Source organism: Azospirillum endophyticum (assembly GCF_016595245.1).
Classification (GTDB): Bacteria; Pseudomonadota; Alphaproteobacteria; order Azospirillales; family Azospirillaceae; genus Azospirillum; species Azospirillum endophyticum.
The window spans coordinates 101,722-123,378 of sequence record NZ_JAENHM010000063.1 but is presented as its reverse complement, the minus strand read 5'-3'; the positions used below and the strand labels follow the sequence as shown (position 1 = coordinate 123,378).

Below are 21,657 nucleotides of genomic sequence, written 5' to 3'. Positions count from 1 at the left end.
GTCAGCGCCCCGCCGCGGCCATGCGAGACGGCGCTGCGGCAAGACGGCGCTCCTCCTCGTGCCGGCGGTCGCGCTCGCGCGCGGCGAAGACCGGCAGCACCTCGCGGGCGAACAGGTCGAGCGTCTTGCGCTGGAGCTCGACCGGCAGGTTGAAGGAGAGGCCGAGCGAGAACTGGTCGACGCCGGCCGCCTCGTAGTCCAGCAGCTTTTCGATCACCTGATCCGGCGTGCCGAACATCAGGTTCTTCAGGACGTTTTCCGGCTTGTAGTTGTCGCGGCCGGCGACGCTCTCGTAGGACACCGCGGTCGGGAAGCCGTTGGTCACCGTGCCGATGTTCTGGAACAGGTTCTCGAAGCTGCGTCCGTAGTCGATGCTGTGCCGCACCGCCAGCTCGGCCTCTTCCGGCCGCTCGTAGCAGCAGGTGCGGCGCTGCATCATGAAGCGCGGGCGCGGCATTTCCGGATGGTCGGCCACCGCCTTGCGGAACTTCTCGCCCAGCACGGCGATCTCGGCCGCCGGGGCGGCCAGCGGCGTCGACAGGATGCTGGCGCCGATGCCGACGGCCCAGTCGAAGGTGCCGGGGTCGCGGGCCGCCACCCAGATGCGCGGGTGCGGCGCCTGCAACGGCTTGGGCACCGAGGTCGCCAGCGGGAACTTCCAGTAATGGCCGTCATGGGCGTAGTCGCCGGCCCACAGCTTCTGCACCGCTGGCACCAGTTCCTTCATGTAGGCGACGCCCTCCTGCTGGGGCATGCCGCCGGCCATGCGGTCGAACTCGTACTGGTAGGCGCCGCGGGCGATGCCGAACTCCAGCCGGCCGCCGGTCAGGTGGTCGCAGAGCGCCGCTTCGCCGGCCAGCCGGATCGGGCTCCAGTAGGGGGCGACGAGGGTGGCGGTGCCGAGCCGGATGCGCTCGGTGTGCTGGCCGAGCCAGGTCAGGATGGTGAAGGGGTTGGGGGAGATCGTGCACTCGATCGTGTGGTGCTCGGCGGTCCACAGGGTCTCGAAACCGCCCTGGTCGGCCATCTTCACCAGTTCCAGCATGGTGCTGGTCACGTCGCTCATCGGCGTGTCCGGTGAGAAGCGCTCCATGGAAAGCGCGACGGCGAACTTCATGTCCTTGTCCTTTTCTCGGGGGAGGCGAAGCCCGGTCGGGGCGGATCAGCGCAGCCGGATGACGAAGGGGTCCTGCATGGCGCCGGAATAGTCGATGACGACGTTCTTCGACCGCGAGAACTCGCGCATCACGTCGAAGCCGCCGCGCCGGCCGTAGCCGCTCTGCTTGAAGCCGCCGTTCGACGACATGTAGGCGGCGGCGCGGTAGGTGTTGATCCAGACGGTGCCGGCGTCGATCCGGGTGGCGAAGCGCATGGCGCGGTCGATGTCGCCGGTCCAGATGCCCGACGCCAGGCCGTAGCGGGTGTCGTTCGCCATGGCGATCATCTCGTCTTCCGAGGCGAAGGGTACCACGCCGACCACCGGGCCGAAGATCTCGTCCTGCATGAAGTCCATGTCGTTGCGCGCATCGGCCAGCACCGTCGGCTCGAAGTACCAGCCCTTCTCCAGCCCCGCCGCCTGGGGCCGCCGGCCGCCGGCGGCCAGCCGGGCGCCGTCGCGCAGGCCCGAGGCGACATAGCCCTCGACCTTGGCGAGCTGGGCCGACAGGGCGAGCGGGCCGATGTCGGTGGTCTCCTCCATCGGGTGGTTGACGGTGATGCGCCCGGTGCGGGCGACCAAGGCCTCGACGAAGCGGTCGTAGATGGCGGCCTCGACGAAGCAGCGCGACCCGGCGACGCAGGTCTGCCCGGCTGCGGCGAAGACCCCGGCGACCACGCCGTTCACCGCCCGCTCGATGTCGACGTCGCCGAACACCACGTGGGGCGACTTGCCGCCCAGCTCCATCTGGCAGGGCACGAGGTTGGCGGCGGCATTGGCGGCGATGCGGCTGCCGGTCTGGGTGCTGCCGGTGAAGACGATCTTGGCGATGCCGGGATGGCGGGTCAGCGCCTCGCCGGCGGTGGCGCCGCCGCCGGTCACCACATTGACGACGCCGTTCGGGAAACCGGCCTCGGTGACCAGCTCGGCGAGCGCCAGGGTGGAGGCGGTGGCGTGTTCCGACGGCTTGATCACCACCGTGTTGCCGATGGCGAGGCAGGGCGCCAGCGTGCCGGTCAGCAGCATCAGCGGCGAGTTCCACGGCGTGATCATGCCGACGACGCCCAGCGGTTCGCGCAGGTTGAAGTTCAGCATGTCCAGCTTGTTGACCGGAATGGTGTCGCCCTGCAGCTTGTCGGCCATTCCGGCGAAATAGACGTAGCTGTCGGGGATGGCGCGCATCTGGGCGCGCATCTCCTTGATCAGCTTGCCGTTGTCGCGGGTCTCCATCAGCGCCAGTTCCTCGGCGTTGGCGAGGATCAGCTCGGCCAGACGGCGCACCAGCTTGCCGCGGTCGCTCTGGGTCATCCGCCGCCAGGCCGGATCGGCGAAGGCGGCCCGCGCCGCGGCGACGGCGGCGTCGACGTCCTCGGCACCGGCGTCGGCCAGCTCGTACCAGGGCTCGGCGGTGGCGGGGTCGTAGCTCGGGATGTAGCGGCCGCTTTTCGGTTCCACGAACCGTCCGCCGATATAGAGGGCGCGGCGGGTGCCTTCGAGCGACCTGCAGGTGGTGTGCATCGCGGTCTCGTATTTTTGTGGAGGGGCGGCGAGGGAGATCAGCCGTGTTCGGCGAAGGCGCCGGGCCAGGGGGAGGGCCGGCCGTCGACCATCGCCAGCCGCCCGCCGTCGCTTGAGTCGATGTAGATGCCGAAGCGGTCCGCCTGCCGTTCCCGGACATAGCGGCGCAGCATCGCCCGGGTCTCGCGCATCGGCATCGCCTCGAAGGGTAGGGCGTCGAGCGCGAAGATGCGGAGGCCCGGCGGCAGGGTCGTGGTGGCCGCATCGGCCGCGAGGCGGGTGCGATAGACCAGACAGCCGGCGTCCTGCCCGGCGACGTCGAAGACCGAATAAAGGAAGCTGTCGTCCGGCCGCAGCGGCAGCGTGCCCCCATCGGCCAGAGCCAGCGCCCGTTCGGCCTTGCGGCTGCGGCCGCTTGGCAGACGCCAGCCGCCCGCTCCGTCGGATTGCAGCAGGATGCCGTCATCCGCTTCGACGAGGTAGCCGACCTGCATGCCGTGCGGCGCCTCGGCTCCGGCGTCCTGCGCTTCGCGCACCGTCGCGTACCGGCCCCGGCAGAAGCCGAGCGGCGCTGCCCGGCTTGCCGTCCCGCCTGCCGTCGCGCTGGGGCCGAAGGCCTGCACGCGGCCGATGAGAACCAGATGGTCGCCGGCGATCACGCGGTCGTGCACCGTGCAATCGAACCAGGTGAGGCAATCGGCCAGGACCGGCGCGCCGGTGTGTTTCGGGCCGAACCCGGTGGACTGGAATTTCTCGGGCGAACGGGAGGCGAAAAGGCCGGAGACATCGGCTTGTCCCTCGTGCAGCAGATTCACGGCGAAGGACGGGGCGCTGCAGAAGATCGGAAAACTGAACGACCGATTTCCGATACAGACAAGGACCAGCGGAGGATCGAGCGAAACGGATGTGAAGGAATTCGCCGTGATCCCACGGGGATTGCCCTCTTCGTCAAGCACGGTGACGACCGTAACCCCGGTCGGGAACATGCCGAAGGCGTTTCGAAGCTCTCTTTGATTGATGGGCGATGAGTCATTCGAAGAGAATGTCACGTCAGCCTCCCTTCCATTACGAAGACGAGGCTACGCCGGGCGGATGCGGCCATCTTCCTCCTGTAGGGAGGAAAGTGCGACATTTTGTCCCATCGATTCCAAGGAATGGGTCCTGCCGCGGCAGCACCGCCGACGAACGGTATGCAAGGTCAAGTGCGGCAGGAAGGGCTCGCATCCGCCAGCAAAGGCTGAGGCCGGCTTCCCTATGGCGGCTTCCGCGTGCCCCTTGCGGATCGCTTCCATGCTGGATGCGAAGCTCCCGATCCTCTTTGAAGCAGGGCGAGCAAAACGGCCGATTGCCTCCCATAGATATTTCGACTATCGTCGAATCATGGAAATCAATACCGCCATCGGCGCCTTCGCCGCCCTTGCCCAGGAAACCCGTCTGGCCGTGTTCCGCCTGTTGATCACGGTGGGGCCGAACGGGCTGACGGCAGGCGAGGTTGCCCAGCAGGTGGGGGTTCCGGCCTCCACCCTGTCCCATCATCTGGCGACGTTGGAACGCGCCGGCCTGCTCCGCTCCTGGCGGGTGCAGCGGCAGATTTTCTACGCGTCCGACTATGAGGGCACCCGCCGGCTGATCGCCTTCCTGATGGAGGACTGTTGCCAGGGCCGCCCCGAACTCTGCTCCGCCGACCTGACCCAGGCCGTTCTGTGTGGTCCCGGCGGATGCGACCACGACGCCTGAGGCCCCGATCCCAACCGCCGCGCTGCCCGCGGCCTGGAAAGGCAATCCAGCGATGACCGACCGCGTCTACAACGTCCTGTTCCTGTGCACCCACAACAGCGCCCGCAGCGTCATGGCGGAGTGCCTGCTGAACCGCGAAGGCAAGGGCCGCTTCCGCGGCTTCAGCGCCGGCAGCCAGCCCTCCGGGCGCATCAACCCCTACGTCCATGACCTGCTGGAGCGGTTGGGATTCCCGACCGCCGAGCTGCGCTCCAAGACATGGGACGAGTTTGCGGCCCCGGGCGCGCCGCACATGGATTTCGTCTTCACCGTCTGCGACAACGCTGCCGGCGAGGTCTGCCCGGTGTGGCCCGGCCAGCCGATGACGGCGCACTGGGGCTTCCCGGACCCGTCCAGCGCTCAGGGCAGCGACGCGGAGAAGGCTGCCTTCACCGCCACGGTGTTCGGGCAAATCCAGCGCCGCATCCAGGCCTTCGTCAGCCTGCCCATCGCCTCGCTCGACCGGCTGGCGCTGAAGCGCAGGCTGGACGACATGGGGCAGGCGTCCGCCTCGCCGCCATGATGGCGCACCCGACCTGATCAACCGGCCGATCATGGTGACGCCGCTCGGCATGCGGCTGTACCGCCCGTCCGAGGCGGTGCTCGACATCCTCCCCGACGCCCGGCGCGGCGCCGTCGCCAAGGAAGACGGCGAGCAGGTCGTCGATACCGCCGGACATCGCATCGGCAAAGCCTCCTGACGGACGAGCGATCATGACAACCGACCTCCACGCCGCCCCGGCGGCCCGCCCCGCCATGGGACCCTTCGAGCGTTACCTCAGCGTCTGGGTCGCGCTGTGCATCGTCGCCGGCATCGCGCTCGGCCATCTGGTGCCCGGCCTGTTCCAGGCCATCGCCGCGGCCGAGGTCGCCAAGGTCAACCTGCCGGTGGCGGTGCTGATCTGGCTGATGATCGTGCCGATGCTGCTGAAGATCGATCTCGGCGCGCTGGGGCAGGTCAAGGAGCACTGGCGCGGCGTCGGAGTGACGCTGTTCATCAACTGGGCGGTCAAACCCTTCTCGATGGCGCTGCTGGGCACGCTGTTCATCGGAAACCTGTTCGCCCCGCTGCTGCCGCAGGACCAGATTTCCTCCTACATCGCCGGGCTGATCCTGCTGGCGGCGGCGCCCTGCACCGCCATGGTCTTCGTCTGGTCGAACCTGTGCGAGGGCGAACCGCACTACACGCTGAGCCAGGTGGCGCTGAACGACATCATCATGGTCTTCGCCTTCGCGCCGCTGGTCGGGCTGCTGCTGGGCGTCGCGTCGATCACCGTGCCCTGGGACACGCTGCTGCTGTCCGTGCTGCTCTACATCGTCATTCCTGTGGTCGGCGCTCAACTGTGGCGCCGCAGCCTGTTGGCCAGCGGCGGCGAGGCCTCGCTGAAGCGCAGGCTGGACCTGATCCAGCCGGTGTCGCTGGTGGCGCTGCTGACCACGCTGGTGCTGCTGTTCGGCTTCCAGGGTGAGCAAATCCTGGCGCAGCCGCTGGTCATCCTGCTGCTGGCGGTGCCGATCCTGATCCAGGTCTATTTCAACGCCGGGCTGGCCTATTGGCTATCGCGCCGTTTCGGGGTGGCGTGGTGCGTGGCGGCGCCGGCGGCGCTGATCGGCGCCTCCAACTTCTTCGAGCTGGCGGTCGCCGCCGCCATCAGCCTGTTCGGCCTCGGCTCGGGCGCGGCGCTCGCCACCGTGGTCGGCGTGCTGGTCGAGGTGCCGGTGATGCTGTCGGTGGTGAAGATCGTCAAAGCGACCAGGCCCTGGTATGAAGGACACACCCATGCATGATATCGAGACGACCGGATCGGACTCCCTGCCGAGCCTGGACGAGTCCTATTTCGATGCGCCCAGCCTCGACAGGCTGACGCCGGAGCGGCCGTCGACCCACCCACCGCGCATTCTGCTGCTCTACGGCTCGCTGCGGGAACGGTCCTACAGCCGTTTTCTGACCGAGGAGGCCGCCCGCCTGCTTGAGCGCATGGGAGCGGACACGCGCATCTTCGATCCGCGCGACCTGCCTTTGCCGGACAGCGTGTCGGCCGACCATCCCAAGGTGGCGGAGCTGCGCGCCCTGTCGCAATGGTCGGAAGGCCAGGTGTGGGTCAGCCCGGAGCGTCACGGCACCATCACCGGCGTCCTGAAATGCCAGATCGACTGGCTTCCTCTGGAAAGTGCCGGCATCCGACCGACACAGGGACGGACGCTGGCAGTGATGCAGGTTTCCGGCGGCTCGCAATCCTTCAACGCGGTCAACGCCATGCGGGTGCTGGGGCGCTGGATGCGGATGGTGACCATTCCGAACCAGTCGTCGGTGGCCAAGGCGTTCCAGGAGTTCGATGAGGCCGGGCGGATGAAGCCATCGCCCTACTACGACCGCGTGGTGGACGTGATGGAGGAACTGGTCAAGTTCACCTTGGTGGTGCGCGACCGCAGCGACTATCTCACCAGCCGCTACAGCGAACGCCGCGAGGCCGGGCTGAAGGCCGAAACCGAGGCGCGGACGCTGGCCGCAGCGGCGATGAGCGGCGAAAGGACGGCCTGAGAACATTCCGGGAGTGGTGAGGCGGCATCCAAATCGATCCACGCGCCACCGCCTGCCCGGCCGCTCCCCCCCTCTGCGTCCGGCGCAGGCGGGGGGAGCGGCCGGCTTGATCAGTTGGACGCGGCGCAGAGCTTCTCGCGGGAGGTCTGCTTGGCGGCTTCGGCGGAGAAGCCGTAGGGCTCGATGATCTTGGCGAACTCGCCCGACGCCTTCATCTCGGCCAGGACCTTGTCGAAGGCGTCGCGCAGTGCTGTGTCCTGCTTGCGGAAGGCGGCGCCGTCGCAATAGACCGGGGCGCCCTTGACCGGAGCGACCACCTCGATGTTCGGATCGTTGGCCTTGCCGACCAGATCGTGGATCGACAGGACCGGCAGCGAATAGACGTCGATGCGGCCGTCCTGCAGCATCTTCATGCCGCTCTGCGGGTCCGGCACCACGATCACGCGGTCGCGCGGCACCCCGGCCTGCAACGCCAGCTTCTCCTCGGTGCCGCCGCCGGGAGCGCCGATTTTGGCGTTCGGGTTCTTGGCGATGTCCTCGTAGGAGGTCAGTTTCAGCGGGTTGCCCTTCTTCAGGGCGAAGGATTCGGCATCGCAGAGGATCGGCTCGGAATAGGCGACGGCCTTGCAGCGCTCCGGCTTCATGAACAGGCCGGCGGTGACGGCGTCGAAGCGGCGGGCCTGCAGGCCGGGGATCATCGCGCCGTATTCGGAGATCGAGGCGACGACGTCATTGACCCCCAGCTTCTTCATCACCGCGCGGGCGACGTCGGGGGCGGCGCCCGACACGGTGCCGTCCGGCTTGACGGCGGTGTAGGGCGGTTCGTTGGCGATGCCGATGCGGGCGAATCCCTGTTCGCGCAGCGTCTCCAGCGTGTCGGCGGCGAAGGCCGGCGCGGCGAGCGTCAGGAGTGTCGCGGTGGCGATGCCGAAGCTTTTGGCGATCTTGAGGTGTTTCATGTCGGCCGTCCCTTTTCCGTGATTCGGTGATTGCCCGGCCGGCGTTCCCGTCGGCGCGCCGGCCCCTGTTCGGTCGGTGTCGATACCGTTCTTGCTACATGCCCGCCTTCTGCCGGGGCGGGTTCCAACGGGGGCGGTCAGCTCTCGACCGTACCGACCACCGCGATGCAGTCGCCGGCCTTGACCAGGCCGGGGAAATGCCGGGCCGCCAGGATGCCGTCCAGCGCCGCCCGGTACTCGGCCGGCGCCAGCCCGGTGCGGCCGATGGGGTGGATGCGGGCGAGCAGATCGCCCTTCCGCACCGGCTGGCCGAGATCGACGCAGGGCTCGATCAGGCCGCTGTCCTCGGCGAAGCGGAAACAGTCGGCCGACGGCATGTCGAGCCAGCGGCTCGCCTCCGCCGGTCGACCGTCCCCCGACGCCCCATCCTTTAGGATCCCGGCGTGGCGCAGGACGTTGCGGACGCCGCGCTTGGCGATGGCGATGGTCTCCGCCCGCGCGGTGCCGCCGCCGCCCAGTTCGGTGGTGACGAAGACCTTGCCCTGCTCCTCCGCCGCGGTGTCGTACATGCCGACCGCGTCGATCTCCAGCATGCGCATGGAGAAGGGCGCGGCGAAGGCGGCCACCGCGGCGAAGCAGCGCGCCTCCTGATCCTTGTCGGGCAGGATGTGGGCGGCGGCGAAGGGCACGAAGTCCAACGTCCGGCCGCCGGAATGGATGTCCATCACCAGATCGGCCAGGGGCAGGAGTTCGCGGGTGAAGTAATCGGCGATCTTCTGCGTCACCGTGCCGTCGGGGCGGCCGGGAAAGCTGCGGTTGAGGTTGCCCTTGTCGATCGGCGAGGTTCGGGTTCCCGCTTGAAAGGCCGGGTAGTTCATCGCCGGAACGATGATGACGCGGCCGGCGACCCGGTCGGCCGTCAGGGTCCGGGCGAGGTCGAACAGGGCGACGGCACCCTCATACTCGTCGCCATGGTTGGCGCCGGTCAGCAGGGCGGTCGGCCCGCTGCCGTTGCGCACCACAGTGACCGGGATCATCACCGATCCCCAGGCCGAATCGTCGCGGCTGTAGGGCAGGCGCAGGAAGCCGTGCTGCACGCCGTCGCGGTCGAAATCGACCGTCGGAGTCATAGGGGAGGGGGCGAGTGCGACGGGCGCCATGGTCAGGACTTCACGAACAGCTTGCGCGGCACATTGGCCAGGCATTCGACGCCGGTGTCGGTGATTGCGATGCTCTCGGTGATCTCCAGCCCCATATCCTCCAGCCAAAGGCCGGTCATGAAGTGGAAGGTCATTCCGGGCTGGAGTTCGGTGCGGTCGCCGGGGCGCAGGCTCATGGTGCGCTCGCCCCAGTCCGGCGGATAGCTGAGGCCGATGGGATAGCCGGTGCGGTTGTCCTTGGTGATGCCGTAGCGCTTCAGCACGGCGAAGAAGGCGTTGGCGATGTCCTCGCAGCTGTTGCCCGGCCTGGCGGCGGCAAGCCCGGCCTCCATGCCCTCCAGCGTCGCCTTCTCGGCATCGAGGAAGCCTTGCGTCGGCGTGCCGAGGAAGACGGTGCGCGACAGCGGGCAGTGATAGCGTTTGTAGCAGCCGGCGATCTCGAAGAAGGTGCCCTCGCCCAGCTTCATCGGCCGGTCGTCCCAGGTCAGGTGCGGGGCCGAGGCGTCGGCCCCCGACGGCAGAAGCGGGACGATGGCCGGATAGTCGCCGCCGAAGCCGTCCGCCCCGCCGATGCCCCGAATGCCGGCGTCGTAGATCTCGGCGACGAGGTCGCATTTGCGCATCCCCGGCTCGACGCGCTCGACGATGCGGGCGTGCATCGCCTCGACGATGCGGGCGGCCTTGCGCATGTAGTCGAGTTCCTGCGGGCTCTTCACCGCGCGCTGCCAGTTGACCAGCGCCGTCGCGTTCTTGAAGCGGGCGTTGGGCAGATGGGTGGTCAGCGATTGGTAGGCGGCGGCGGTGAACCAGTAATTGTCCATCTCGACGCCGATGCTGAGCCCGCCCCAGCCGCGGTCCGCCAGGATCGTCGACAGCAGATCCATCGGGTGGCGCTCGGTCGACTGCACGTAATGGTCGGGATAGCCGACGATGCTGTCATGGGCCAGATAGGCGGTGCGCTTGGCGCCGTTGGCGTCCTGGCCGCGTCCGTACCAGATCGGCTCGCCGTGCGGCGGCACGATCACGCATTGGTGGACGTAGAAGGACCAGCCGTCATAGCCGGTCAGCCAGGCCATGTTCGACGGATCGGTGACGATCAGCAGCTCGATGCCGGCCTTGTCCATGGCGGCACGGGTCTTGTCGAGCCGTGCGGCATATTCGGCCCGGCTGAAGTTCAGCGTCGGTTCCAGCATGTCGGGGTCTCTCTCGTATGAGGAGGGATGTTCAAGCGTCGAAGACGGTGCCGGCACCGGCCGCCAGGGCCCGGCCGCGCGCCAACGTGGCGATGGCGGTGTCCTGCACCCCGGTTCCGGTGAGGTCGCAGACGGTGATGGCATCGGTGGAAGGTCGGCCCGCGGCCTGCCCGGCGATGACGGCGCCCAGTTCGGGAAACTCCCGGTCGGCGGCAACCGTGCCGGCGGCAATCGCGTGGTGCAGTTCGCCCAGCCGGCGGGTCTGCGTCAGGCGGTCGGCGACATAGAGGTCGGCACGGGACAGGATGGCGGGATCGAGTTCGTTCTTGTGCTCGGCGTCCGACCCCATGGCGGTGACGTGCTGGCCGGGTTCGAGCCAGTCCGCCATCAGGATCGGCCGGTCGGCCGGGGTGGTGGTGACGACGATGTCGGCGCCGGCGACCGCCGTCCTGCTCTCCGTCGCGGCATGGACGGGGAAGCCCAGCCGCTCCGACAGGCGGGCGGCGGTGGCGGCGGCGCGCTCGGGCTGGCGCGCCCAGAGGCGGGCCTCGCGGATCGGGCGGACCAGGGTCAGCGCCTCCAGTTGCAACGCCGCCTGCACCCCGGCGCCGAAGACGGCGGCGACGGCGCTGTCGGGACGCGACAGATGCTTGGCGGCGACCGCCCCCGCCGCCGCGGTCCGCACGTCGGTCAGATAGCCGTTGTCGAGAAGCAGGGCTTCGACCAGACCGGTCCGGCTGCTCAGCAGCACCATCAGCCCGTTGACGCTGGGCAGGCCGAGCGCCGGATTGCCGAAGAAGCCGGGGCTGATCTTGATGGCGAAACCGTCGAGGCCGGGGACATAGGCGGTCTTGACGTCGACTTCTCCACGATGTTCCGGGATGTCGAGCCGCAGGATCGGCGGCATCGCCACCGGGCGGGTGGCCAAGGCCAGGAAGGCATCCTCGACGCAGGCGATGGCATCGCGGTCGAGCGGAACGATCCGCCGCAGCTCCGCCTCGGTCAGGATGGTCATGCGGGGCATGGCAGGCCTCCGGTGATGATGCGGCGGTGCAGGTCCATGGCGATGTTGCGGCCGGACAGCAGCGCGATTGTGGGCCCGCGCGGCGTCACCTTGCCGGCGAGCAGCGCTGCGATGCCGACGGCGCCGGCGCCTTCGACGATTTCCTGCTCGGCGGAATAGGCGTGTTCGATGCCGGCGGCGATCTCCGCCTCGGTCAGCAGGACGACGTCGTCGAGCAGGCTGGCGGCGAGCCGGTGGGTGTGGCGGTTGTCGAGCCCGATGCCGCCGCCGAGCGAATCCGCCAACGTCTCCAGCTCCTCGACCTGGACCGGGCGTCCGGCCTTCAGGCTGGCATGCATGGCGGCGCCGCGTTCCATCGACACGCCGATCACCCGCAGGCCTGGCCGCAGGGCCTTGGCCGCCAGCGCCACGCCGCCGATCAGGCCGCCGCCCGACAGCGGCACCAGCAGCAGCTCGGCGTCGGGCACCGCCTCGATGATCTCCAGCCCCAGCGTGCCCTGCCCGGCGATGACCTCGGCATGGTCGAAGGGCGGGACGGTGGCGAAGCCCTCCTTGCGGACCAGCCGGTCGACCTCGACCTGCGCGTCGTCCTGGGAGCGGCCGACGATGCGGATCTCCGCCCCCAGCGCGCGGATGCCCTCGACCTTGTTGGATGGGACCAGCGCCGACATGCAGACGACGCAGCGGATGCCGGCCTGTGCGGCGGCATGGGCAAGCGCCCGGCCATGATTGCCGGTGGAGGCCGCCGCGACCCCCGTTGCCAGTGCCTCGCGCGGCAGGGCCGACAGCGCGTTGGTGGCGCCGCGCAGCTTGAAGCTGCCGGTGGTCTGGCGGGTCTCCAGCTTCAGGAAGACCGGAGCGCCGCAGCGGGCGGTCAGGCTGGGCGAGGCGACGGTCGGCGTCGCCACGATCCGCCCGGCCAGCCGCGCACGGGCGCGGAAGACGTCCTCCAGGCCGATGCCGTGCCCGCTCATGACCATGCCTCCCCCGGCAGCGGCAGGGTCATCAGCCGCCCAGCCCCGGGACGGGGCCGGTCGTCGCCGCACAGGCGCAGCGCGGCCCAGGCGGTGGCCTGGTTGCTGGTGACGACGGGGCGGCCGATGGCGGCCTCGATCTCGGCGGCGACGCCGGCCGAGCGCAGGGCGGTGCAGGAGATGAACAGGGCGTCGGCGTCAGGCGGCATCGCCTCGACGGCGGCGCGCACCAGACTGGCCGGCGCGATGCGCGCCATCTCGCGGTCGTCGTCCAGCCCGAAGCAGGTGAAGCGCGCGATGTCGAACCCGTGGTCCGCAAAATAAGCGGCCATCGGCCGGCTGGTCTGTTCGGTGTAGGGGGTCAGTACGGCGATGCGGCGGGCGCCGAAGCCATGCAGGGCACGGCGGGCGGCGGCGGGCGGGGTGATGACGGGAACACCCGGCTTGGACGAGACGATGGCCTGCTCGATGGCGTCGTCGCCCATCACGACGCTGGCCGAGGTGCAGGAATAGCAGATGGCGTCGAGCGGCTCGTCGGGCAGGATCAGCGCCGCCCCTTCGGCGAGGCGCGGTTGCATGCGGCGCAGATTCTCCGGCGTCGTCGGGTTGGCGTAGGCGATGCGCGCGGTGTAGACGCCGATGCGGTCGCTGGCGACCATGCGGCGGAAGTCCGGTTCGGTCGTGTGGTCGGTCGCCAGCACGACCAGACCGACGCGCTTTTCGACCGGGCGGTCGTCGAAGGCCAGCGCGGTGGGCGAGCGCAGGATGGGGAGGGAGGACATGGCTCGAAAACTCCGGGATCGGCGTGTCAGCGCGTCGGCAATCAGCGCGTCGGCAGTCAGCGGGTGGGCCGGAAACGGCGCTCCAGCAGGTGCAGGGCGGGCACGGCGATCAGGCTGATGCACAGGAACAGGACGCCGACCATCGTCATCGGCTCCAGATAGCGGTAATTGCTGTTGGCGACGCCGCGGGCCTCGCTCATCAGTTCGATCACCGTGATGGCAGAGAGCAGCGGGGTTTCCTTGAACATTGCGACGAAATAATTCGCCAGCGCCGGGATCATCGGCGGGATCGCCTGCGGCAGGATGATGTGGCGCCAGGTCTGGTAGGGTGTGAGGTTGCAGGCCTTCGCCGCCTCCCACTGGCCGCGCGGCGTGTTGTCGATGCCGGCGCGGAAAACCTCCGAGGCGTAGGTGGCGTAGTGAAGGCCCAAGCCCACCACGCCGGCGGTCAGCGGCGACAACAGCAGGCCCAGCTCCGGCAGCACGTAGAACAGGAAATACAGCTGCACCAGCAGCGGCGTGCCGCGGATGAACTCCACCACGAAGCCGGTGATGCGCGCCACCGGCCGGCTTTTCGACCGGCGCAGCAGGGCGAAGCCCAGCCCGGCGGCGCCGGCCAGGATGGAGCCGAGCAGCGTGGCCAGCAGCGTGATGCGCAGGCCGTCCAGCAGCATCGGCATGATCTCGCGGACGAACTCCCAATCCCATTCCATGGCCGGTTTCCTTCAAGTGCGCAGCCCGTCGAGGCCGCGGGTCATGCGGCGCTCCAGGGCTTTCATGCCGAACGAGATCAGGCTGGCATAGGCGAAGTAGATGACCAGCACGGTCAGGAAGGGCAGCGCGGTGCTGCCGGTCTGCGAGCGGACGACCTGCGCCTGGAAGGTGAGGTCGCTGAGCGAGATCAGCGAGACGACCGAGGTCGCCTTCAACAGCTCGATGGCGTTGTTGCAGAAGGTCGGCACCATCACCACCGCCGCCTGCGGCAGCAGCACGTGACGCAGGCTCTGCCAGCGCGTCAGGTTCAGGGCGACGCAGGCCTCGTGCTGTTCGCGGCCGATGGACTGCACCGCCGCCCGCACCACCTCCGCGCCATAGGCGCCGACATTCAGCCCGAGCGCCAGCACCCCGGCCTGCAACGGCGTCAGCGTCACGCCCATCAGCGGCAGAACGAAATAGGCCCAGAACAGCTGGACGAAGATCGACGTGCCGCGAAAGAACTCGATATAGGCGACCGATACGGCACGCACCGCGGAGTGGCGCGACAGCCGGCCCAGCCCGGCGAGGAAGGCGGCCGGCAGGGCCAGCGCGCAGCCGAGCACGGTCAGCTTCGCCGTCACCAGCGCACCGTCCAGCATCAAGCCCAGATAGCCGGCCCAATCAGCCATGAAGCCGAGATCTCCTGCGTTCGGGGAAAAAAGCGGAAACGGACGCAGTCGGATGCGCCGAGCCTTTCAGATCCGCTGAACCGTCAGATGCGCTGAACTTTTAGATCCGCTGTCCGGCGGCGATGATCTTTTTCAAGAAGGCCTGGGTCCGCTCGTGCGTCGGGTTGGTGAAGAGGATTTCGGGCGGCCCCTCCTCGACGATGCGGCCACGGTCGAAGAACAGCACGCGGTCGGCGAAATCGTGGGCGAAGCTCATCTCGTGGGTCACCAGCAACATGGTCATGTCGGTGGTCGACCCCAGCATCCGCATGACGTTCAGCACCTCTTCCACCAGTTCGGGGTCGAGGGCCGAGGTCACCTCGTCGAACAGCATGATCCTGGGCTGCAACGCCAGGGCGCGGGCGATGGCCACCCGCTGCTTCTGGCCGCCGGACAGCTGGGCCGGCATGGCGCGGGCCTTGTCGGCGAGGCCGACGAGGTCCAGCAGCTCCATCGCCCGGCGTTCGGCATCCGCCTTCCTGACGCCCTTGGTCAGCATCGGCGCCAGCGTGACGTTGTCCAGCACGCATTTGTGCGGGAACAGGTTGAACAGCTGGAACACCATGCCGATCTTGGTCCGCATCCGATGCAGATGCGCCTCGTCGGCGGGGACCTGACGGCCGTTCCGCTCCATCTGGAACAGGCTTTCGCCGTCGATGCGGATAGTGCCGCCTTCGATGGTTTCCAGCGTCATCAGCGTCCGCAGGATCGTCGTCTTGCCGGAGCCGGACGGCCCGATCAGCGCCAGCTTCTCACCCGGCCGGACTGAAAAACACAGGTCCTGCAACACGGTGTGCGAGCCGTAGCGCTTGGTGACCCGGTCGATGTCGATGATTGCGTCGGTCACACCGGTCTTCCCTTGCAATGGTTGGCGACCGTGGATGTACGCAAACGATGCGGGACCGCAAAAATCATGTCAATCTGGAAAATCAAATCATGACAATTCTGGAGAAGCCCCCCTCGGAATTGTTCAGATGGCGAGAAGCACCGGCTCCGGGTCGCTGTTCAGCAGATTGACGATCACGCGCAGGCCGGCGTGCAGCTCCGCCTCGGTGGTGGAGCCGATGGAGACGCGCAGCGCGTCGGGGCGCGTTCCGGGACCGATGGCGAAGGCCGAGCCCGGCGCCAGCGCCACCCCCTGATGGCGGGCATGCGACACGAAGGTCGCCTCCGGCCGTCCTTCGCCCAGCGGCAGCCACAGATGCAGCCCTTCGGCATGGCTGCGATGGGGGATGCCCTTCAGGATCTCGGCGGCCAGCGCGTGGCGGCGGTGCAGGGCCTTGCGCTGCCACTCCACCATCTCCATCGCGAAGCCGCTCTCGACCCAGCGGGTGGCGATCTCGGCGACGATGGGCGTCGCGATCCAGTTGGTCACCAGATGGCGGTTGGTGACGGCGGCGAGCAGCCGGTCCGGGACCACCAGATAGCCGGTGCGCAGGCCGGGCATCACCGTCTTGGTGAAGCTGGTGACGTAGAGGGTCCGTTCCGGCGCCAGGGCCGCCAGCGGCGGGCGCCGGTCGCTCAGCAGGGGCCCGAGCGGGTCGTTCTCCACGATCGACAGATTGTGGCGTTGGGCCAGGCGCGCGATCTCCCGCCGCCGGTCCTCGCCCATGTGGGTCGCGGTGGCGTTGATCGGGTTCGGCATGACGAACAGCGCCTTGGCCGTGCCGTCGCGGCAGGCGGCGTCGAGCGCGTCGGGACGGATTCCCTCCTCGTCGATGGCGACGCCGCGCAGCTTGATGCCGAGATAGGAGGCCAGCGGCAGCAGGGTATGGTGCCCGACCTCCTCCGTCACCACGGTCGATCCGGGAGGGGCGGCGGCCATCAGGGCGATGGTCATGCCGGCGGTGGCGCCGTTGGTCAGGGTGACGTTGGCGGCCCCCGTCTCCACCCCGCATGCGCGCAGCCAGGACACCGCCGTCGCCCGGTGGCGGGCGAACAGGGTGTTGGGGCGGAAGGACAGCACCACGGCCGGCGGCAGGCTGGCGGCAAGCTCCACCAGCGCCTGCCGCATCGCCTCCACATGCAGCGGCTCGCACACCGGCTTCAGGATCGACAGGTCGATCACCTCGTCGGTGCGTTGCGGGATGTAGGGCGGGTCGACCTCGGTCTGGGCGGCGCGGATGAAGGTGCCGCGCCCGGTCTCCCCGCTGATCAGGCCGCGCCGGATCAGCTCCTCATAGGCGCGGCTGACGGTCTGGACGGAAATGCCCAATTCGTCGGCAAGCTGCCGGTGGGTGGGCAGCTGGTCGCCGACCGCCAGTTGGCCTTGCGTGATCGCCCGCTGCACCTGATCGGCCAGCGAGAGATAGACGGGCCTGCTCAAAGCCGATGCATCGGGGTGCCACTTTGTCATGCAACATTTCTGCTGGAAATCATCACATTTGACAATCCCGGAAAGCATGGACATCGTCGGGTTGTCATCTTCCAGAGGCTCCCGCTCCATGCCCGACCTGAAGCTCGATTCCATCGACCTGCGCATCCTGTCGGAAATCCAGCGTGACGGCCGCATCACCAAGCTGGCTCTGGCCGAACGGGTGGGGCTGTCGCCGACGCCGTGCTGGGTCCGGCTGCGCCGGCTGGAGGAGGCCGGCATCGTCACCGGCTATCACGCGCGGCTGGCCCTGCGGCAGGTGACGCCCTTCGCCATGGCGCTGGTCGAGGTGACGCTGGGCAGCCATCGGCAAGCCGATTTCGACCGGTTCGAACGGGCGGTCAAGGCCGAACCCGGCATCGTCTCCTGCTGGTCGGTCGGCGGCGGGGTCGATTATGTCCTGCGGGTGGTGGCGCGCGACGTCGACGCCTATCAGCGGATCATCGACCGCCTGCTGGACGGCGACACCGGGATCGACCGCTATTTCACCTACATCGTCACGCGGACGGTGAAGGACGACGCGGCGATGCCGCTGGAGGCGCTGATGGAGGAGCGGAACGGACCCGTCCACTCGTGATAGAGACTTTCTCTTCTTCTCCGCCCCGGCAAAGAGACACTCTCCGCCACAAGGGGCAGGTTCGGACACTCTCTCCATCGCGGCACCTCTAGACTCCGGACATCGGCGTTTCGACGCCCAAATCCTTTCCGGAGGTGCCCATGACCGCGCAGCTGTCCCGCCTGGACCGTCACGACGCCGTCAGCCGCCTGACCGACCGCCGGCTGCTGCGCGAACTCGCCTATGTCGGCGGACGCTGGACCGCGGCACCGGACAATTCCACCTTCGCGGTAACCGACCCGGCCAGCGGGCGGACCCTCGCCCATGTCGCCGCGCTGGAGGCCGCCCAGGCCGCCGATGCCGTCAGCGCCGCTGCCGCCGCTTTCCCGGCCTGGAGCGCCCGGCTGCCGCAGGACCGCGCCGCCCGCCTGCGCGATTGGTTCGACCGTATCGTTTCCGCCCGCGAGGATCTGGCCCTGCTGATGACCCTGGAGCAGGGCAAGCCGCTCGCCGAATCACGGGGAGAGATCGACTATGCCGCCTCCTTCGTCGAATGGTACGCGGAGGAAGCCAGGCGGGTGGGCGTCGAGAGCATCGCCAGCCATCTGCCCGGTGCCGAAATGCTGCTGCGGCGGGAGGCGCTGGGCGTGGTCGGCATGGCGACGCCCTGGAACTTCCCGTCGGCGATGCTGACGCGCAAGGCGGCGGCGGCACTGGCGGCCGGCTGCACCGTGGTGGCGCATGCGTCGTCCGAGACGCCGCTGTCGGCGCTGGCGCTGGCGGAACTGGCGGAGCGGGCGGGCATCCCCGCCGGCGTGTTCAACGTCCTGACCGGCGATGCGGAGCCGCTGGTCGGCGCGCTGTGCGACGACGCCCGCGTCCGCGCCATGAGCTTCACCGGCTCCACCGGGATCGGCTGCCGCATCGCCGCGCGTTGCGCCCCGACCATGAAGCGGCTGGTGATGGAACTGGGCGGCCATGCGCCGTTGCTGGTCTTCGCCGACGCCGACCTGCAGCGGGCGGTGGACATCGCCATCGACGCGAAGTTCGCCACCTCCGGCCAGGACTGTCTCGCCGCCAACCGCATCTATGTGCAGCGTCCGCTGTACGACAGCTTCTGCGCCGCTTTCACCGCCCGCAGCGCGGCCCTGCGCGTCGGGCCGGGGCTGGAGCCGGAGGTGCAGATCGGCCCGCTGATGAACGAAAGGGCCGTCGACAAATGCGCACGCCACGTCCGCGACGCGCTGGATCGCGGCGCCCGCTGCCTGACCGGCGGCGAGGTGCATCCCGCCGGCCCGCTGTTCTACCGTCCCACCGTGCTGGCCGACGTCGCGCCGGACTCGCTGATCCTGCGCGAGGAGACCTTCGGCCCGGTCGCCGCGATCCTGCCCTTCGATGAGGAGGCGGAGGCGGTGGCCCGCGCCAACGACACCGAATACGGGCTCGTCGCCTATCTGGTGACCCGCGACGCCGGCCGGATCCTGCGCCTGTCGCGGGCGCTGCAGTATGGGATGGTGGCGGTCAACCGGGTGAAGATCACCGGCGCGCCGGTTCCCTTCGGCGGGGTCAAGCAATCCGGCCTCGGCCGCGAAGGCTCGCGCCATGGGCTGGAGGCCTTCACCGAGCTGAAATACGTCTGCCTCGACGCCGCCTGAGCCGAAATCCTTCATGGGAAAACAGATCATGACCGACCTGACCAACGAACTGACCGCCTGGGACCGCGACCATTTCTTCCACCCCTCGACCCACATGGCGGCGCACGCCCGCGGCGACACACCGACGCGCGTCGTCACCGGCGGCGACGGCGTCTACATCACCGACCGTGACGGCAAGCGCAGCCTGGACGCCTTCGCCGGGCTCTATTGCGTCAATGTCGGCTATGGCCGGCGCGAGATCGCCGACGCCATCGCCGAGCAGGCCGGCAAGCTCGCCTACTATCATGCCTATGCCGGGCATGGCAGCGAGCCGTCGATCACGCTGGCCAAGATGATCGTCGACCGGGCTCCCGCCGGGATGTCGCGCGTCTATTTCGGCCTGTCGGGATCGGACGCGAACGAGACCAACATCAAGCTGGTCTGGTACTACAACAACATCCTCGGCCGGCCGGAGAAGAAGAAGATCATCTCGCGCTGGCGCGGCTATCACGGGTCGGGGGTGATGACCGGCAGCCTGACCGGGCTGGAGCTGTTCCACAAGGCCTTCGACCTGCCGCGCCCGCCGGTGCTGCACACCGAAGCTCCTTACTATTTCCGCCGCGCCGACCGCAGCATGAGCGAGGAGCAGTTCTCCCAGCACTGCGCCGACCAGTTGGAGGCGCTGATCCAGGCGGAGGGGCCGGAAACCATCGCCGCCTTCATCGGCGAACCGGTCCTGGGCACCGGCGGCATCGTCCCGCCGCCCGCCGGCTATTGGGAGAAGGTCCAGGCCGTCCTGGACAAGCACGACATCCTGCTGATCGCCGACGAGGTGGTGACCGGGTTCGGCCGGCTCGGCAGCATGTTCGGCTCCGACCATTACGGCATCAGGCCGGACCTCATCACCATCGCCAAGGGACTGACCTCCGCCTATGCGCCGCTGTCGGGGGTGATCGTCGGCGACCGGGTGTGGAAGGTGCTGGAGCAGGGCTCCGACCAGTTGGGCCCCATCGGCCATGGCTGGACCTATTCGGCGCATCCGCTCTGCGCCGCCGCCGGGGTGGCGAATCTGGAGCTGGTCGACACGCTCGATCTGGTGACCAACGCGCGCGAGACCGGCGGCTATTTCCGCGCGGCGCTGGCCGACGCGCTGGCAGGGCATCCGATGGTCGGCGAGGTGCGCGGCGAGGGCATGCTGGCGGCGGTGGAGTTCGTCGCCGACAAGGATGACCGCCGCTTCTTCCCCGTCGAGGCGAAGGTCGGGCCGCGCCTGTCCGCCGCCCTGCTGGAGCGGGGGGTCATCGCCCGTGCCATGCCGCAGGGCGACATCCTCGGCTTCGCCCCGCCGCTCTGCCTGACGGGGGAGGAGGCGGACATCGTGGTGTCCGCGACGGCCAAGGCGGTGAAGGCGGTGGCGGCCGAACTCTGAGTGGGCTTCCGTCAGCCCTCGCGCCGGTCCCGGCGCGAGGGCGCATCGATCGAGGCGCTTGTGGTCGAGGGGCCATGCGTTTGCGTTCACGGCCTTGGAAAATCGGACGCCGAGCTCGGAGCCATGTTCCCGACGAAACCTGGTCGTTGGCACCGCGTTCGCGAGATGGCCGCTCCTACGGAAGCCGTCACTGAACAAACCCTCATCTGGCAGGGCTGCGGGCCATGCCGATCAACGCCTTGAATGCGGCCGAAGGATTTCGTCTGCTGGGATAGTAGAGGCACAAGGGTGCCAGCGATGGCGTCCAATCTTCCAAGACCCGGACGAGACGCCCTGCCTCGATGTCTTCGCGCACATCGGACTCCATGAAGTAGCCGATGCCGACGTGATTGAGGACAGTGATGCGCGAGAGGCTCGCCTCATCCAGCGTGATGGGACCTTGAACGTCGATCTGGACGGGCTGACCGTCCTTTTCGAATTGCCAGCGATGCAGCGCGCCATTCGGCAACCGAATGCGAAGGCAGGAATGGCGCAGAAGCTCGGTGGGCACGCGAGGCTTGCCGTTGGCTTCGAAATACGCCGGCGACGCAACCACGGCAAAGCTGCGGGGAGGGCTTACGGGAATGGCAATCATGTCGCTCGGCACCAGGTCGGCGCTCCTGAGGCCAAGATCGAACCCTTCGGCAACGATGTCCACGATCCGGCCCTCGGTGACGAGATCGATGTGAACCTGTGGATAGCGCCGCAGGAACTTCAACAGGAGCGGGCCAAGCACCTCCCGCGCACCTGTCGCGAATGCATTGATCCGAAGGGTTCCGGATGGGGTTTCCTGCTGCGAGCGGGCGGCGCCCATCGCATCGTGCAGGGTCTGTACGGCGGGCCCGACATGATCGACGAAGTTTCGTCCGGCGTCCGTCAGGGAAACGCTGCGGGTGGTGCGATTGAACAATCGGACGCCGAGTTGGCGCTCCAGCTTCCCGATGACGTTGCTCAGTGCGGTGGTCGACAGGCCAAGTTCCAACGCCGCTGCCCGGAACGATCCGCGCCGTGCAATCGCGAGAACAGCATCGAATTCGATCAGGCCGTGTTTCGGCATTGTCCCGCTTTTCGCGATGCCCCATGCCGGTTTGGCCCGATTATCGTGATTGATGTTTGG

General features: G+C 68.4%; 22 protein-coding genes. 8 read left to right on the top strand and 14 right to left on the bottom strand.

All coding sequences use genetic code 11. The features are described 5' to 3' along the window. Position 1 precedes the first annotated feature (1 nt). From JHL17_RS23975 to JHL17_RS23965, 3 genes are read right to left on the bottom strand one after another with little or no spacing between them, the layout of a single operon-like run. Positions 2-1,117, bottom strand: a complete 1,116-nt coding sequence (locus tag JHL17_RS23975; protein ID WP_200197033.1) for an LLM class flavin-dependent oxidoreductase — start codon at positions 1,115-1,117, stop codon at positions 2-4. Between the two features lie 45 nt (positions 1,118-1,162). Beyond that, complete coding sequence (locus JHL17_RS23970; RefSeq protein WP_200197032.1) at positions 1,163-2,674, bottom strand: aldehyde dehydrogenase; 1,512 nt, start codon at positions 2,672-2,674, stop codon at positions 1,163-1,165. Positions 2,675-2,712: 38 nt separating this feature from the next. Continuing rightward, the gene (locus JHL17_RS23965; RefSeq protein WP_200197031.1) at positions 2,713-3,660 is read right to left on the bottom strand and encodes a flavin reductase family protein; all 948 of its coding nucleotides are present in this window, start codon (positions 3,658-3,660) and stop codon (positions 2,713-2,715) included. Positions 3,661-4,054: 394 nt separating this feature from the next. Between JHL17_RS23965 and JHL17_RS23960 the strand changes: the two genes are divergently transcribed. From JHL17_RS23960 to arsH, 5 genes are read left to right on the top strand one after another with little or no spacing between them, the layout of a single operon-like run. Further along, positions 4,055-4,411 (top strand): ArsR/SmtB family transcription factor, encoded by a 357-nt coding sequence (locus JHL17_RS23960; protein WP_200197030.1) that lies wholly within the window; start codon positions 4,055-4,057, stop codon positions 4,409-4,411. Between the two features lie 52 nt (positions 4,412-4,463). After that, positions 4,464-4,973 (top strand): arsenate reductase ArsC, encoded by a 510-nt coding sequence (locus JHL17_RS23955; RefSeq protein WP_200197029.1) that lies wholly within the window; start codon positions 4,464-4,466, stop codon positions 4,971-4,973. Positions 4,974-5,004: 31 nt separating this feature from the next. After that, the gene (locus JHL17_RS23950; RefSeq protein ID WP_425599649.1) at positions 5,005-5,151 is read left to right on the top strand and encodes a thioredoxin domain-containing protein; all 147 of its coding nucleotides are present in this window, start codon (positions 5,005-5,007) and stop codon (positions 5,149-5,151) included. 13 nt (positions 5,152-5,164) lie between these two features. Further along, positions 5,165-6,238 carry an ACR3 family arsenite efflux transporter gene (gene arsB / locus JHL17_RS23945; RefSeq protein WP_425599648.1) on the top strand — a complete coding sequence of 358 codons (1,074 nt, stop codon included), beginning with the start codon at positions 5,165-5,167 and terminating at the stop codon, positions 6,236-6,238. Continuing rightward, positions 6,231-6,992 carry an arsenical resistance protein ArsH gene (gene arsH, locus JHL17_RS23940; RefSeq protein ID WP_200197028.1) on the top strand — a complete coding sequence of 254 codons (762 nt, stop codon included), beginning with the start codon at positions 6,231-6,233 and terminating at the stop codon, positions 6,990-6,992. The genes arsB and arsH overlap by 8 nt, the downstream gene beginning before the upstream one ends. Positions 6,993-7,102: 110 nt before the next feature. Here the strand turns inward: arsH and ehuB are convergent, their stop codons facing one another. From ehuB to ehuR, 10 genes are all read right to left on the bottom strand, one after another. Further along, on the bottom strand, positions 7,103-7,951 hold the full coding sequence (gene ehuB / locus JHL17_RS23935; RefSeq protein ID WP_200197026.1) for an ectoine/hydroxyectoine ABC transporter substrate-binding protein EhuB: 849 nt from the start codon (positions 7,949-7,951) through the stop codon (positions 7,103-7,105). A gap of 137 nt (positions 7,952-8,088) precedes the next feature. After that, complete coding sequence (doeB, locus tag JHL17_RS23930) at positions 8,089-9,111, bottom strand: N(2)-acetyl-L-2,4-diaminobutanoate deacetylase DoeB (RefSeq protein WP_200197024.1); 1,023 nt, start codon at positions 9,109-9,111, stop codon at positions 8,089-8,091. Positions 9,112-9,113: 2 nt separating this feature from the next. Continuing rightward, positions 9,114-10,304, bottom strand: coding sequence for an ectoine hydrolase DoeA (gene doeA / locus JHL17_RS23925; RefSeq protein ID WP_200197023.1), 1,191 nt, complete (start codon positions 10,302-10,304; stop codon positions 9,114-9,116). Between the two features lie 31 nt (positions 10,305-10,335). Further along, positions 10,336-11,328: an ectoine utilization protein EutC gene (eutC, locus tag JHL17_RS23920; protein WP_200197021.1), complete on the bottom strand. Its 993-nt coding sequence runs from the start codon at positions 11,326-11,328 to the stop codon at positions 10,336-10,338. Continuing rightward, complete coding sequence (gene eutB, locus JHL17_RS23915; protein WP_200197020.1) at positions 11,316-12,302, bottom strand: hydroxyectoine utilization dehydratase EutB; 987 nt, start codon at positions 12,300-12,302, stop codon at positions 11,316-11,318. The genes eutC and eutB overlap by 13 nt, the downstream gene beginning before the upstream one ends. Further along, complete coding sequence (eutA, locus tag JHL17_RS23910) at positions 12,299-13,084, bottom strand: ectoine utilization protein EutA (RefSeq protein WP_200197018.1); 786 nt, start codon at positions 13,082-13,084, stop codon at positions 12,299-12,301. The genes eutB and eutA overlap by 4 nt, the downstream gene beginning before the upstream one ends. Positions 13,085-13,140: 56 nt before the next feature. Next, on the bottom strand, positions 13,141-13,797 hold the full coding sequence (gene ehuD, locus JHL17_RS23905) for an ectoine/hydroxyectoine ABC transporter permease subunit EhuD (RefSeq protein ID WP_200197017.1): 657 nt from the start codon (positions 13,795-13,797) through the stop codon (positions 13,141-13,143). Between the two features lie 12 nt (positions 13,798-13,809). Continuing rightward, positions 13,810-14,469: an ectoine/hydroxyectoine ABC transporter permease subunit EhuC gene (gene ehuC / locus JHL17_RS23900; RefSeq protein WP_200197015.1), complete on the bottom strand. Its 660-nt coding sequence runs from the start codon at positions 14,467-14,469 to the stop codon at positions 13,810-13,812. Between the two features lie 100 nt (positions 14,470-14,569). After that, positions 14,570-15,355: an ectoine/hydroxyectoine ABC transporter ATP-binding protein EhuA gene (ehuA, locus tag JHL17_RS23895; RefSeq protein WP_345773867.1), complete on the bottom strand. Its 786-nt coding sequence runs from the start codon at positions 15,353-15,355 to the stop codon at positions 14,570-14,572. 123 nt (positions 15,356-15,478) lie between these two features. Further along, the gene (gene ehuR, locus JHL17_RS23890; protein ID WP_486598861.1) at positions 15,479-16,864 is read right to left on the bottom strand and encodes a MocR-like ectoine utilization transcription factor EhuR; all 1,386 of its coding nucleotides are present in this window, start codon (positions 16,862-16,864) and stop codon (positions 15,479-15,481) included. An 88-nt stretch (positions 16,865-16,952) separates the two neighbouring features. On the opposite strand from ehuR, the gene JHL17_RS23885 reads away from it, so the two are divergent. From JHL17_RS23885 to JHL17_RS23875, 3 genes are all read left to right on the top strand, one after another. Beyond that, the gene (locus JHL17_RS23885) at positions 16,953-17,459 is read left to right on the top strand and encodes an Lrp/AsnC family transcriptional regulator (RefSeq protein ID WP_200197012.1); all 507 of its coding nucleotides are present in this window, start codon (positions 16,953-16,955) and stop codon (positions 17,457-17,459) included. 140 nt (positions 17,460-17,599) lie between these two features. Next, positions 17,600-19,093: an NAD-dependent succinate-semialdehyde dehydrogenase gene (locus JHL17_RS23880; protein WP_200197011.1), complete on the top strand. Its 1,494-nt coding sequence runs from the start codon at positions 17,600-17,602 to the stop codon at positions 19,091-19,093. Positions 19,094-19,121: 28 nt separating this feature from the next. Next, positions 19,122-20,501 carry an aspartate aminotransferase family protein gene (locus JHL17_RS23875; RefSeq protein ID WP_247893776.1) on the top strand — a complete coding sequence of 460 codons (1,380 nt, stop codon included), beginning with the start codon at positions 19,122-19,124 and terminating at the stop codon, positions 20,499-20,501. Between the two features lie 202 nt (positions 20,502-20,703). Here JHL17_RS23875 and JHL17_RS23870 read toward each other — a convergent pair whose 3' ends face one another. Further along, positions 20,704-21,597: a LysR family transcriptional regulator gene (locus JHL17_RS23870; RefSeq protein ID WP_200197007.1), complete on the bottom strand. Its 894-nt coding sequence runs from the start codon at positions 21,595-21,597 to the stop codon at positions 20,704-20,706. Positions 21,598-21,657 lie beyond the last annotated feature (60 nt).

What these genes read in the sequence shown, in the direction of transcription:
- JHL17_RS23875 (WP_247893776.1), top strand. Translation starts at nt 19,122, where the DNA reads ATGACCGACCTGACCAACGAACTGACCGCCTGGGACCGCGACCATTTC.
- JHL17_RS23955 (WP_200197029.1), top strand. Translation starts at nt 4,464, where the DNA reads ATGACCGACCGCGTCTACAACGTCCTGTTCCTGTGCACCCACAACAGC.
- doeB (WP_200197024.1), bottom strand. Translation starts at nt 9,111, where the DNA reads ATGGCGCCCGTCGCACTCGCCCCCTCCCCTATGACTCCGACGGTCGAT.
- eutB (WP_200197020.1), bottom strand. Translation starts at nt 12,302, where the DNA reads ATGAGCGGGCACGGCATCGGCCTGGAGGACGTCTTCCGCGCCCGTGCG.
- JHL17_RS23885 (WP_200197012.1), top strand. Translation starts at nt 16,953, where the DNA reads ATGCCCGACCTGAAGCTCGATTCCATCGACCTGCGCATCCTGTCGGAA.
- JHL17_RS23960 (WP_200197030.1), top strand. Translation starts at nt 4,055, where the DNA reads ATGGAAATCAATACCGCCATCGGCGCCTTCGCCGCCCTTGCCCAGGAA.
- JHL17_RS23880 (WP_200197011.1), top strand. Translation starts at nt 17,600, where the DNA reads ATGACCGCGCAGCTGTCCCGCCTGGACCGTCACGACGCCGTCAGCCGC.
- ehuC (WP_200197015.1), bottom strand. Translation starts at nt 14,469, where the DNA reads ATGGCTGATTGGGCCGGCTATCTGGGCTTGATGCTGGACGGTGCGCTG.
- ehuR (WP_486598861.1), bottom strand. Translation starts at nt 16,864, where the DNA reads ATGACAAAGTGGCACCCCGATGCATCGGCTTTGAGCAGGCCCGTCTAT.
- JHL17_RS23870 (WP_200197007.1), bottom strand. Translation starts at nt 21,597, where the DNA reads ATGCCGAAACACGGCCTGATCGAATTCGATGCTGTTCTCGCGATTGCA.
- arsH (WP_200197028.1), top strand. Translation starts at nt 6,231, where the DNA reads ATGCATGATATCGAGACGACCGGATCGGACTCCCTGCCGAGCCTGGAC.
- JHL17_RS23975 (WP_200197033.1), bottom strand. Translation starts at nt 1,117, where the DNA reads ATGAAGTTCGCCGTCGCGCTTTCCATGGAGCGCTTCTCACCGGACACG.
- ehuD (WP_200197017.1), bottom strand. Translation starts at nt 13,797, where the DNA reads ATGGAATGGGATTGGGAGTTCGTCCGCGAGATCATGCCGATGCTGCTG.
- arsB (WP_425599648.1), top strand. Translation starts at nt 5,165, where the DNA reads ATGACAACCGACCTCCACGCCGCCCCGGCGGCCCGCCCCGCCATGGGA.
- JHL17_RS23965 (WP_200197031.1), bottom strand. Translation starts at nt 3,660, where the DNA reads ATGTTCCCGACCGGGGTTACGGTCGTCACCGTGCTTGACGAAGAGGGC.
- ehuB (WP_200197026.1), bottom strand. Translation starts at nt 7,951, where the DNA reads ATGAAACACCTCAAGATCGCCAAAAGCTTCGGCATCGCCACCGCGACA.
- doeA (WP_200197023.1), bottom strand. Translation starts at nt 10,304, where the DNA reads ATGCTGGAACCGACGCTGAACTTCAGCCGGGCCGAATATGCCGCACGG.
- JHL17_RS23950 (WP_425599649.1), top strand. Translation starts at nt 5,005, where the DNA reads ATGGTGACGCCGCTCGGCATGCGGCTGTACCGCCCGTCCGAGGCGGTG.
- eutC (WP_200197021.1), bottom strand. Translation starts at nt 11,328, where the DNA reads ATGCCCCGCATGACCATCCTGACCGAGGCGGAGCTGCGGCGGATCGTT.
- JHL17_RS23970 (WP_200197032.1), bottom strand. Translation starts at nt 2,674, where the DNA reads ATGCACACCACCTGCAGGTCGCTCGAAGGCACCCGCCGCGCCCTCTAT.
- eutA (WP_200197018.1), bottom strand. Translation starts at nt 13,084, where the DNA reads ATGTCCTCCCTCCCCATCCTGCGCTCGCCCACCGCGCTGGCCTTCGAC.